The organism is Janthinobacterium sp. FW305-129, assembly GCF_020858115.1.
Classification (GTDB): domain Bacteria; phylum Pseudomonadota; class Gammaproteobacteria; order Burkholderiales; family Burkholderiaceae_D; genus Janthinobacterium.
In genome coordinates, this window is the sequence record NZ_JACYMM010000009.1 from 69,748 (window position 1) to 81,659 (window position 11,912).

General features: G+C 62.5%; 11 protein-coding genes. 6 read left to right on the plus strand and 5 right to left on the minus strand.

Annotated features, from left to right (window positions below; genetic code table 11):
- Positions 1-13: 13 nt before the first annotated feature.
- The 6 genes from IGS61_RS18850 to IGS61_RS18875 all read left to right on the plus strand — a co-directional run bounded on the left by IGS61_RS18850 (position 14) and on the right by IGS61_RS18875 (position 5,373).
- Positions 14-484 (plus strand): peroxiredoxin, encoded by a 471-nt coding sequence (locus IGS61_RS18850; RefSeq protein ID WP_034785468.1) that lies wholly within the window; start codon positions 14-16, stop codon positions 482-484.
- 290 nt (positions 485-774) lie between these two features.
- Entirely contained in the window at positions 775-2,595 is a 1,821-nt protein-coding gene (locus IGS61_RS18855; RefSeq protein WP_230541081.1) for a PhoH family protein, read from the plus strand.
- Between the two features lie 139 nt (positions 2,596-2,734).
- Complete coding sequence (locus tag IGS61_RS18860; protein WP_230541082.1) at positions 2,735-3,409, plus strand: site-2 protease family protein; 675 nt, start codon at positions 2,735-2,737, stop codon at positions 3,407-3,409.
- Positions 3,410-3,469: 60 nt separating this feature from the next.
- Positions 3,470-3,880, plus strand: a complete 411-nt coding sequence (yidD, locus tag IGS61_RS18865) for a membrane protein insertion efficiency factor YidD (RefSeq protein WP_230541083.1) — start codon at positions 3,470-3,472, stop codon at positions 3,878-3,880.
- A gap of 268 nt (positions 3,881-4,148) precedes the next feature.
- Entirely contained in the window at positions 4,149-5,090 is a 942-nt protein-coding gene (locus tag IGS61_RS18870; protein ID WP_230541084.1) for a bestrophin family protein, read from the plus strand.
- Positions 5,091-5,172: 82 nt separating this feature from the next.
- On the plus strand, positions 5,173-5,373 hold the full coding sequence (locus IGS61_RS18875; RefSeq protein ID WP_230541085.1) for a heavy-metal-associated domain-containing protein: 201 nt from the start codon (positions 5,173-5,175) through the stop codon (positions 5,371-5,373).
- A gap of 49 nt (positions 5,374-5,422) precedes the next feature.
- Here the strand turns inward: IGS61_RS18875 and IGS61_RS18880 are convergent, their stop codons facing one another.
- From IGS61_RS18880 to IGS61_RS18900, 5 genes are all read right to left on the minus strand, one after another.
- Positions 5,423-6,151 (minus strand): glutathione S-transferase, encoded by a 729-nt coding sequence (locus IGS61_RS18880; RefSeq protein WP_230541086.1) that lies wholly within the window; start codon positions 6,149-6,151, stop codon positions 5,423-5,425.
- 21 nt (positions 6,152-6,172) lie between these two features.
- Positions 6,173-6,592: a Cu(I)-responsive transcriptional regulator gene (gene cueR, locus IGS61_RS18885; protein WP_230541087.1), complete on the minus strand. Its 420-nt coding sequence runs from the start codon at positions 6,590-6,592 to the stop codon at positions 6,173-6,175.
- Position 6,593: 1 nt separating this feature from the next.
- On the minus strand, positions 6,594-9,029 hold the full coding sequence (locus IGS61_RS18890) for a heavy metal translocating P-type ATPase (RefSeq protein ID WP_268993947.1): 2,436 nt from the start codon (positions 9,027-9,029) through the stop codon (positions 6,594-6,596).
- A 91-nt stretch (positions 9,030-9,120) separates the two neighbouring features.
- A complete protein-coding gene (locus tag IGS61_RS18895) occupies positions 9,121-9,840 on the minus strand; it encodes a FecR family protein (RefSeq protein ID WP_230541088.1) in 720 nt (239 codons plus the stop codon).
- A 7-nt stretch (positions 9,841-9,847) separates the two neighbouring features.
- The coding region (locus tag IGS61_RS18900; RefSeq protein ID WP_230541089.1) for a YDG domain-containing protein at positions 9,848-11,912 on the minus strand (2,065 nt) is incomplete at its 5' end.

The window sequence follows — 11,912 nt, forward strand, 5'->3', positions numbered from 1 at the left end:
CAGGAGAGAACCTGTGGCTGATAGCCAATCCCTCGTTAGCATACCCGACTTTAGCGCCGCCATGACCAGCGGCAAGACCTTTCAGTTGCTGGGCCGTCCGGCCAAGGCCACGGTGCTGTTTTTCTATCCGAAGGACAACACCCCTGGCTGCACCACGGAAAACATCGCCTTCCGCGATGCGTATTCGCAATTCGTCGCAGCCGGCGTGGAAATCTACGGCATCAGCCGCGATTCCCTGCGCTCGCACGAAAGTTTCAAAGCCAAGCTGGAACTGCCGTTCGAGCTCATTTCCGACCCGGACGAAGCCGTTTGTCTGCTGTTTAACGTCATGAAGATGAAACAGATGTACGGCAAGACGGTCCGTGGCGTCGAGCGCAGTACGTTTGTGATTGACGCCCAGGGCCGATTGGTGAAAGAATGGAGAGGCGTGAAGGTCGCAACTCACGTGGAAGAAGTGCTGGAATTCGTAGCGCATCTGAATTGATCGTCCATTTTTGATCCAATGCGCGTTGTCGGCTTCCAGCGAGCCTGGTTCAACCGCAGTTCAGTTCACGGTACCTATCGCCATTTTGAGTCAACGAAGCGCCTCCATCCACTCCGCCAGGCGGGCATGCAGCCCGTCGATGGCGTCCATGACCGGCCATGCTGCCGGCCTTCCGGCAGTTACTCGTCCTGTAGCATTGTTGTTCCCCCGCATCCACCCCATGAGAAGTGCCGCCAGAAGCTGGCTGCCCATGGGCGATTCATTCCAGAAATTTTTTGATTGAGATCCTGATGCCACTGCCAAAATTACCGAGCAAGCCAGCCACTATCCTGGCCACCCAAGATTACCCAACCGCAGGCGCAGCGCGCCCGGCCACCAAAACCCCGGCAGCCAAGAAAGTGGCTGCACCGATTATTGAAGCGGCGATCGCCGAAGTTGCCAAGCCGGTCCGCAATGCGGCCACGAAGATCAAGCAAGTGGCGGCCCTGATGGTCGCCAAGCCGGCGCCAGCCGTTACTGCACCGGCGCCGGTCGTGGCCGCGCCTGCCGCCGTTGCTGCGCCTGCAGCGAAAGCCAAGCCGGCGGCAAAAGGCAAGGTCACGCCGATCAAGCCCGTCAAGCAAGCCGAGCAGCCACATCCTGCCAAACACAAGGCTGTCGAAGTGCAGCTCAAGTCGTCCGCCAGCCGCGCCGCCGACCAGCGCGGCATCAGCAAGCTGTTCGTGCTCGACACGAACGTGCTGATGCACGATCCATCGTCGCTGTTCCGCTTCGAGGAACACGATGTGTACCTGCCGATGATGACCCTGGAAGAGCTGGACAACCATAAAAAAGGCATGACGGAAGTGGCGCGCAATGCGCGCCAGGTGTCGCGCACCTTGGACGCCCTGATCAGCAACACGGATGACGACGCCATCGAACACGGCATCCTGTTGTCCAAGCTGGGCAACAAGGATGCCAAGGGCCGCCTGTTCTTCCAGACGCGCCTGCAAAGTGCCGACTTGCCGGCTGGCTTGCCAGTGGGCAAGGCCGACAACCAGATCCTCGCCGTCGTGCGCTCGCTGGAGTCGGAACAGGAAGGCCGCCCTGTCGTGCTGGTGTCGAAAGACATCAACATGCGCATCAAGGCGCGCGCCCTGGGCCTGCCGGCCGAAGATTACTTCAACGACCATGTGCTGGAAGACACGGACTTGCTGTACTCGGGCATCGTGCAATTGCCGGACGACTTCTGGAACAAGCACGGCAAGGACATGGAATCGTGGCAGGAAAGCAAGAACGGCTACAGCTCGACGTTCTACCGCGTGACGGGCCCGTTCATCCCGTCGCTGCTGGTCAACCAGTTCATCTACCTGGAACCGAAAAACGGCGAAACGCCGTTCTACGGCCAGGTGAAACAGATCAACGGCAAGACGGCCGTGCTGCAAACCCTGCGCGACTTCAGCCACACGAAGAACAATGTGTGGGGCGTGACGGCGCGCAACCGCGAGCAGAACTTCGCGCTGAACCTGCTGATGAATCCGGAATGCGATTTCGTCACCCTGCTGGGTCAGGCCGGTACCGGCAAGACCCTGCTGGCCCTGGCCGCCGGCCTGGCGCAAGTGCTGGAAACCAAGCTCTACAATGAAATCATCGTCACCCGCGTGACGGTGCCCGTCGGCGAAGACATCGGTTTCCTGCCGGGCACGGAAGAAGAAAAGATGTCGCCATGGATGGGCGCCTTCGACGACAACCTGGAAGTGCTGAACAAGTCCGACTCCGATGGCGGCGAATGGGGCCGTGCCGCAACGCAAGACCTGATCCGCTCGCGCATCAAGATCAAGTCGCTCAACTTCATGCGCGGCCGCACCTTCGTCAACAAGTTCCTGATCATTGATGAAGCGCAAAACTTGACGCCGAAACAGGTCAAGACCCTGGTCACGCGCGCCGGTCCCGGCACGAAGATCCTGTGCCTGGGCAACATCGCCCAGATCGACACGCCATACCTGACGGAAGGCTCGAGCGGCCTGACCTACGTGGTCGACCGTTTCAAGGGCTGGACCCACAGCGGCCACGTCACCCTGGCCCGCGGCGAGCGTTCGCGCCTGGCCGATCACGCCAGCGAAGTGCTGTAAATTGTAGCGGGCGGCGTCAGCCGTCCCAGTCATGCAAAAGCCCCGGCTGCAGCGATGCAGGCGGGGCTTTTTTCATGTGCGCAACTTTTTCCTGCGACATGTTCTAATACCGCTCCTTTCTTCCTGGACAACCCGCCCCATGCATCCCGCCCTGCAGTTGCTGCTCTGCTTCATTGTCTTCATGTTCATCCTCATTTCCGTCATGGCAGCCTGCGCCAGGCTGTTCGGCATCACGGTGCGCAGCATCCGCTACGGCGTCGGTCCCACCTTGCTGACCAGAGGAAAAGTCCACATCAAGCTTCTGCCGCTGGCCGGCAATCTGGTGCTGAAAGATACGCGCGAGGAAACCTTGTATGACGACGATCCCTGTCTTGACGCCTACAATTTCCAGCCGCTGTGGAAGCAGGTGCTGCTACCCCTGAGCGGCGTGGGGATACTGCTGGCCTTGTCGCTGGGCATCATGGGAGCCTCGGGCTGGGAGCGCTTTATCACCGCCTTCGGGCAAATCATTGACGGTGCGCTGGCACCAGCGTCGACGGCGCAGGAATTGCTGGCTGACGGAGAAATCTTTGCTCGCACGCACGGCTTTGCGCTGGTATTCGCCCTGTTTTCCTTGAAGCTGTGCGCGTTCAACCTGCTGCCGTTTGCCGGCTTGAACGGCGGACAGGCGCTGCTGGCCATCGCACGCGGCGGCCAGCCCTACGTGGCGTGGGAAGAGACCGTGACGAAATGGCTATTGCTGCCGGGACTGGCGATCATGCTGGCGTGGCTGGCGGCATTCGGCTGGTATGGCTGGAAAAGCATGGGCGCCTAGGCCGCTGGCGCTGTTATTTTTTTCATACCTATCGTATGCTGACAACACTGCCCTAATCCAATGAACGCGACCGGCCAAGGAGATCGCATTTTCTCACTCGACACCTGCGGCAAGCACCTGGCCCTGTGGGCCATCCGTATCTACCAGCGCTACCTGTCGCCCCGCAAAGGCTTTCGCTGCGCCTACCGCGTGCTGATGGGGCGCGACAGTTGCTCCGCCTATGGCTACAAAGTCATCGCGCGGCATGGCTTGCGCGCAGGCTTGCCCTTGTTGCAATGGCGCTTGCGCGCGTGCGGCGAGCGCCATCGCCAGTATCGGGAACTGCATCCGCAGCAGCGACGTCACGGCAGGCACCTGGCCCAGGCGGGCTTTTGCGACTGCGACATTCCCTCGCCGGACTGCCAGCATTGTTCCTGCGATCCATGCGACTTGCTCGATTGCGACTGGCCCAGACGAAAAAAAAGGCAGTAACGTCAGCGAACACGGGAATTTAAGTTACAAATGAAATATTCATTCATAAAATGAATAACGCCTATCGCCACTGTGAATTGGCTGGAAGCGGGCCTGCGGCCTATACTCATGCCGTCTCCCCTACACTGCTTCCCATGCACACCCAGCTCAGCCCGCACGCACTGCGGGCTTTTTGTTCCCGGCACTTGCCACTTCGCATTTCCCCATTTTTAATCACTCGCCGGGCCAGCGTTTCGCCGCTTGTCCGGCACCCGGCAGGGAGACCAGCATGATCGTGCGCGAGCGTCCTTCGGCGCTACGGCTGTTCCTCGTGGTACGCGGCTCCGTTCTGCCGCGCATCCGCACCACGCTCATCGTCAATACCCTGATCGCCACCCTCGTCACCTGGTGTCACGGCACCTTGTTCGACCACAAGGTCATCCTCACCACCATCCCGTTTACGCTGATCGGCTTGCCGCTGGCTATCTTCCTGGGCTTTCGCAACACGGCCGCCTACGACCGCTACTGGGAAGCGCGCAAGCTGTGGGGCGAACTGGTCTTGCGTAGCCGTAATTTCTCGCGCCAGTGCCAGACCATGATCCGCAGCGACACGCCGGCCCACGCCAGGCTGGGCCTGGAAGACGTGCGCGTGCGCATGATTTACCGCACCATTGCCTTTTGCCATGCGCTGCGCCACCAGCTGCGCGACACGCGCGGACCGGCCGACTTGCAGCCGCTGCTGCGCCCGGCAGAATGGGAAGCGGCTTGCCAGGCATCGAATCCATCCGACTACCTGATGCTGCAGATGGGCCACGACCTGGCCGACTGCGTCGGGCAAGGCCGCATCGACAGCATCCTCACGGCACAGATCGATAACACGATCTCGGCCATGGTAGCGGCGGGCGCTTCGTGCGAACGCATCCGCAGCACGCCGATTCCGTTTTCGTATTCGCTGCTGCTGCACCGCACGGCCTATCTGTACTGTTTCCTGCTGCCCTTCGGCCTGGTCGACTCGCTCGGTTTCATGACGCCGTTCGTCGTCGCCATCGTCGCCTACACCTTCTTCGGCCTCGATGCCCTGGGCGACGAGATCGAGGAGCCGTTCGGCGAAGATGCCAACGATCTGCCGCTGTCGGCCATGTGCCGCGCCATCGACATCAGCTTGCGCGAATCCGTGCAGGATGACAAGGTGCCGCCGCCCATGCAAGCCGTCGATTTCCTTCTCCATTAATACGCGACAACGCTTCCGCTTGACCTTCCCACCGGGGCAAGGATTACAGTGGAGGCACTTAATCATTCAAGGAGTGCTTGCCATGTATCAGTTACAAGTTGAAAACATGAGCTGCGGCCATTGCGTCGGCTCGGTCACGAAAGCGGTGCAAGCCATCGATCCGCAAGCTCAGGTGCAGATCGACCTGGCCAGCAAGCGTGTCACGGTGGAATCTCCCGCCGACTTGGGCGCCATCAGCGCCGCCATCGTGGAAGCGGGCTACCCCGTTACCAGCGCGCAATAACAACCACAGCAGTATCGAGACAGCCGGCCTTTGCGCCGGCTGTTTTCATTTACCCGTCCAGTTCGGGGTAATGGCGGAAGATGCCTTCCTCATTGAAGGCGATTCTGCGCTTCGACCGCAGGTAGCGGGCGATGTTCGGCCGCGCCGCCACCGTATCGTGCAACTCGGACAGGAAGGGATATTCGGGTGCCAGGCGCGCCATGGCTTGCGGAAACGCATAACGCAAGCCGGCCAGCATCTGGAACAGCGACAGGTCGCCGTACGTGAGCCGCGCGCCCACCAGATACTGGCCCCGGCTGCGATTATTCAGCAGGACCTGGGTGAAATAATCGAGAAATTTTGGCAGGCGCGTGGAACGGAAATCCGCGCTGCGCAACAGGGCCGCCTGTTTCTGTTCCTCATAATATTGATTCATCGACAGCGGGTGATGCGTATCGTGCACTTCCGTCAGCCAGTCGGCCATCGTCAGTTGCAGCTGGTTCAGCCACAAACGCCCGCTTTCCGCGCGCGGCGCCAGGCCCAGGCGCCGGCCCAGGTACAGCAGGATATTGCTGGTCTGGCCGATCAGCAAGTCGCCGTCGCGCAACACGGGCGGCGCGTAGGCGGCCCGTGGCGTGCCGTCGCCATCGAGGCAGGCCAGCATGGCGGGAACGCCATGGCCCTTGCGTTCAGGCAAACGGGCGATATCGCGGTAGTCGGCGCCCGCCTCTTCCAGGGCCAGGCGGATGAATTCGCCGCGCCCCTGTATCGTAGGCCAGTAGTACAGTTCGTAAGCCATACCCACCTCCGTTGATTTACCTCAATGGCAGCAAGCCTTCGCTTCCGTGTCGCCGGCCAACCCCAGGCTTTGCAGGATAGGGCAATCTGGCTTGTCATCGCCGTGGCACGATTGCGCCAGATGGGCCAGGGTGTCGCGCATTTCCGTCAGTTCGGCGATGCGCTGGTTCAGGTCCGCGACATGGGCCAGGGCGATGCCTTTCACGTCCGCGCTGGCGCGCTGGTCGTTTTGCCACAGCGACAGCAGCTCGCGGATCTGTTCCAGCGAAAACCCCAGCCCCCGCCCGCGCTTGATGAAGCGCAAGGCGTGCAAGTCGTTCGGCGTGTAGATGCGGTAGCCGGCGTCGCTGCGCGCGCTGGGTTTTAATAAGGCAATACTCTCGTAGTAGCGTATCATTTTTGCCGATACGCCCGTTTCACTGGCTGCCTGACCGATATTCATCCTATGACTCCTTGGTATGCGCGCTGCCTGCATGACTGCGGGCTTTCCAGCGGCGCAGCAACAGGGCATTGCTGATCACGCTGACGGAACTGAAGGCCATCGCCGCGCCCGCCACCATGGGGTTGAGCAAACCGAAGGCGGCCAGCGGAATGCCGATCAGGTTATAAATGAAGGCCCAGAACAGATTCTGCCGTATCTTGCTGTAGGTGCGGCGCGAGATATCGATGGCGTCCGCCACCAGGGCCGGATCGCCGCGCATCAGCGTGATGCCGGCCGCGTGCATGGCCACGTCCGTGCCCGTCGACATGGCGATGCCCACGTCGGCAGCGGCCAGCGCGGGCGCATCGTTGATGCCGTCGCCCACCATGGCCACTTTCGCGCCCTCGCCTTTCAGTGCCGTGATTTTAGCGGTTTTATCGGCCGGCAACATTTTCGCCGCCACCGTGTCGATGCCCAGCAGCTTGCCGACGGCGTCCGCGCTGCCTTGATTGTCCCCCGTCAACATCACCGTGCGGATGCCCAGGCTGTGCAAATGGGCAATGGCCGCCTGCGCGTTCGGCTTGACCTGGTCGCTGAAAGCGAACAGGCCCAGCAGTTCCGTTCCCGAGGCCAGCCACGAAATCGTGTTGCCCGTGTTTTCCAGCGACACCGCCTGTGCCGCCAGCGGCGTCATGTCCACGTGCAACTCCTGCATTAGCCGCGAGCTGCCCAGCTTCAGGTCCAGGCCGTCGACATTTGCCGCCAGGCCGCGGCCCGGCAAGGCCGACAAGGCCGTGGCCGGCAAGGGTTCAATGTGGCGCGCGCTGGCCGCATCCAGCACGGCCATAGCCAGGCTGTGCTCGCTGCCACGCTGGATGCTGGCCGCCAGCTGCAACAGCCGGGCATCGTCAATGCCGTGTGCATGCAGGGCCGCCAGCGCAGGCTTGCCTACCGTCAGGGTGCCCGTCTTGTCGAACACGACGGTATTGACGGCGTGCGCCACTTCCAGCGCTTCCGCATCCTTGATCAAAATGCCGTAACGGGCGGCCACGCCCGTACCGGCCATGATGGCCGTCGGCGTGGCCAGGCCCAGCGCACATGGGCAGGCAATGACCAGCACGGCCACGGCATTGATGATGGCGTTTTCCAGTTCGCCGGTCGCGAACCACCAGCCCAGCATGGTCAGCAGCGCCAGCACCAGCACCACGGGCACGAAGATGGCGCTGACCTTGTCGACCAGGTGCTGAATCGGCGCCTTGGCCGCCTGCGCATCTTCCACCAGGCGGATGATGCGCGACAAGGTCGTCTCGCCACCCACGGCTTGCGTGCGCACCAGCAACAAGCCATCGGCATTGATGGCGCCGCCCGTCACCTTGTCGCCCGGATGCTTATCGACTGGCAAGCTTTCACCCGTGATCAGCGACTCGTTGACCTGGCTGGCGCCTTCCACCACCACGCCATCGACGGCCACCCGCTCGCCGGGGCGGATGACCACCAGGTCGCCCACTTTCACCTGTTCCACTGGCAAGTCGATCTCGACGCCGTCGCGGCGCACGCGCGCCGATTCCGGACGCAAGACCTGCAGCGCACGGATGGCCGAGGCCGTCTGGCGCTTGGCGCGGCTTTCCAGCCATTTGCCCAGCAACACCAAGGTGATGACGACGGCCGACGCCTCGAAGTACAGGTGCGGCAGCATTTCGCCCGCCGTCAGCCATTGATAGACGGACAAGCCATACGCGGCGCTCGTCCCCAGTGCCACCAGCAAGTCCATGTTGCCGCTGCCGGCACGGGCCGCCTTCCAGCCCGCCTTGTAGAAACGCGCGCCAAAGTAAAACTGCACGGGCGTGGCCAGGACGAATTGCAGAGCGCCGGGCAGCATCAGATGGATGCCGGCCCATTCCAGCAGCATGGGCAGCATCAGGGGGAAGGCCAGCACGGCCGCGAACGCCACTTTCAGGCCGTCGCGGTTCGGTGCGGCAATGGGCGCGCTGGCCTGGCTGGCGGCGGGCACCGTGGCGGCATAGCCGGCCTTGTCGATGGCGGCGATCAGGGTACCCGCTTCCACGGCGCCCGTCACCTTGATGCGCGCGCTTTCCGTGGCCAGGTTGACGCTGGCAAGCAGCACGCCCGGCACTTTCAGCAAGGCTTTTTCCACCCGGCCCACGCAAGAGGCGCACGTCATGCCGGCGATATTGAGGTCGATCTCGCGCTGCGCCACCGTGTAGCCGGCCTTTTCCACGGCCGCCTGCAAGGTGGCCAGGGGAATCGGCGTATCGGAACTGATTTTGGCCACTTCGGTGGCCAGGTTGACGCTGGCCTGGGTCACGCCCGGCACGGCGGCCAGGGCCTTTTCCACGCGGCCCACGCAGGAGGCGCAGCTCATGCCTTCGATGGCCAGCGCCTGCGCGTGCGCGGCGGCGGGAGGGGAAGCGGCGGGAGCGAGTGCACTCTGGTTCATGGCAGATCCTGTACGAAAGATTAACTAATATGTACAGGATCTGCTATCCCATGATGGGAAGGTCAAGCCCTATTTCAGCCTGCAGCACACCTTAGCGCACCACGCAGTCGATGGTGGCAGGCTTGCTGCCGCCTGCCGCGCTGCCTGGGCCCGGTGACGACGATGAAAAGACCGGCGGCGGCGTGAATGGGATGCCGGGGTTGACGGGCAAGGGGGCGGGCGGCTGCCTGAAGTTGGGCGTAAAACCAAATTGCCCGGCAGCAAAATTACTTGTACCCGCTGGATTCGTCACATGAATCAGGCCATCGAGCACCTGCACATACAAACCGGGTGGCAGCGCCACGGGCGCCGGTGCATTGGGCAGTGCTGGCCCGCCAGGTGGCGCCGGCGGCACATAGCTGGCAATGAAAGTCGTGCCGCGAATGCCGATGGTGGCGGCCGGCGTCTTCATCTCGAAGCGCTCCTTGTTGCGCTTGCCCAGCAAGCCCGTGACGGAACGCAAGCCGCCCTTGAGCAGGCTGAAGACGGCGTGGTCGCCATCGGGCTGCTCGGCCGTGTAGCTGAATTGCTCGATCACGAAACTGGTATTCGGTTTCAAGGTGATTTCGCTATTGTCGATCAGCTTGATCAAGGCATAGGTCTCCTTTTCCGTCAGCAAGGTGTCACCCTGCTCGACTTCGGACCTGATGGCCAGTAATTTCACCTTGCCATCAGCCTTTTTCGCCATCAGCGGACCGCTCAATTGCATGACGGTACCGGCCACCTGGCCGGCCCAGGCGTGGGCGCCCACGTACATCAGGGCCAGCCACAAGAAGGCCTTAATTGCAGTACATTTTTTTAGCGGCATCATCGTATTTGTATCCTGTCGGTTTATCTGTGGCATCGATAACATCCTTGTCATCCGTCACCTTGTCAGCAGGCTTGGCTGGCAGTTTGGAAGCGAGCGGGGCGTTGGCATGGTCGGCCTGCTTGATAATGCGCAAGGCGTCATTGATGGCCAGGCTCGTGGCGGCGTCGATCACGGGCTGCTCGACGGTCGTGGCGGGCAGGAAGATGGCGTCCGCCATATTTACCGTGCCGGTCGGCGCCAGCAGGGTCACGCCGCTGCGCTGGCGGTTGATGCGCACACCCGAGTCGCCCGTGATGCTGCCCGTTCTTGCCAGCACGCTCATGCTGGCCGCTACCGGCAAAATGAAACTTGCCGTGTCCGCAAAGCGCACATTGCCTTGCGCGCTGGCGGTAAAATTGCCGCCGCTGACCACGCGGGAGTTGCCTTTGATACTGATGTCGCGTCCCGCCGCCAGGCTGATGTCGCGTGCCGCCAGCAACTGCGCGCCATCGCCCAGCAGCACATCCGTGCTGGCATCGAGCGCGATGTCATTGCCCGCGATCTTGCCGTTGACGGTGACGGGGCTGTGCGCCTGCACGCTCACATTGCCGCCATTCGCATCGATATTGCCGGCCATGACGCCGCCCGTGTTGTCGATGGCGATATTGCCCGCACCAGTGGTCAGTGTTCCCAGTGTCAAGATGCCCGGCGCCGAGGTATTGTTCAGCGCAATGCCGCCCCCTGCACTATTGCTGGCGGTAAAACTGCTTACCTGATTGCCCGCATTACTCAACACGATGCCGTCGCGCGCCTGCGCAGTCAGGTTGCTGGCAAGCAGCGCACCGTCCTGGCCGATGGCGCCGTTCAGGGCGCTCAAGCGTACTTCGTTCGCCGCCAGGCTGGCGAAGCGCAAATTGCCAGCCGCCTGCGTGATGGCCAGCTGGCCGGCCAGCCGGATGGCGCCGGCAGTCTGATTAAAACTGTTCGCGACGAGCAAGTTACCGTTGCCACTCAGCACACCGCCGCCTTGCGCGTAGCGGTCCGCCGACAGGCTGCCGTTCAGCAGCAAGCTGCCGCCGTCGATTTCCAGTCCGGCCAGTCCGCTCAGCACGGAGAGGTCCAGCGCGCTGTCTCCAAGGGTCAGGCTGCCGCCCGTCAACAGCAAACCCGTCGCGGAAGTCAGGTTTTTCAGGATGGTGCTGCCGGCCGCCGCGCTGTAGGTGACGATGCCGTTGCTGCGGGAAAAGTCTACTGCCAGCACGTTCGCGCCTTCCGGCACCACGCCGCCATCCCAGTTGGCGGCATCGCTCCACAAACCGTTGCCGCTGCCGATCCAGGTCGACAATTGCTTTTGCGCAATCGTTGCCTGCGTCGTGCCGCCCGTTGTTTCCAAAGTGTAGTTGCCCGCGTCGGCGCCCGCCAGGCGGAAGCCGCTGGCCGTTACCAGCTTGCCCGCACCCGCGTTCTTGTCGGCAAAACTGCCGCTGCCGCCCACCACGCTGACCATGTCCTGGCCCAGCACGCCGTTCGCCGACGCGCTGACCGTCGCGGAAATCGTGCCGTCATACACCTTGCCGGCAGCGCTCAAACCCGCCAGGGTCAGGCTGGCAGGCGTGATACTGGCCAGCAAACCTGTCGGCAAGACGATAAAGTAATTGCCTGCATCGGCGCCCGTCAGCGCTACGCCGCTCAGTTGCACTGCCTTGCCCGCGCCCACGTTCTTGTCCGCAAAGTTGGCCACTGCGGAGGCCGTCAAGCTGTCGCCGCCGATACGGTCATCGCCCAGGCTCAGCTGCGCGCCCGTCGTGCCATCGTAGACTTTGTTGCTCGCCACGCCGGACAGGTTCAGTGCGCGTGCGCCGATGTCGGCCGTGGTGCTGCCCGCATTGCTGCTCAGCACATAGTTGCCCGCGTCATCGCCGCCCAGCGCCACGTTCGTCACCGTGACAGCCTTGCCGGCACCCGCATTCTTGTTACCAAACGCGGCATTGCCGCTCACGCTCAAGGCGTCGCCCTGCAGGCGGTCGTCGCCAAAGTTCACTTGCGCGCCCGTC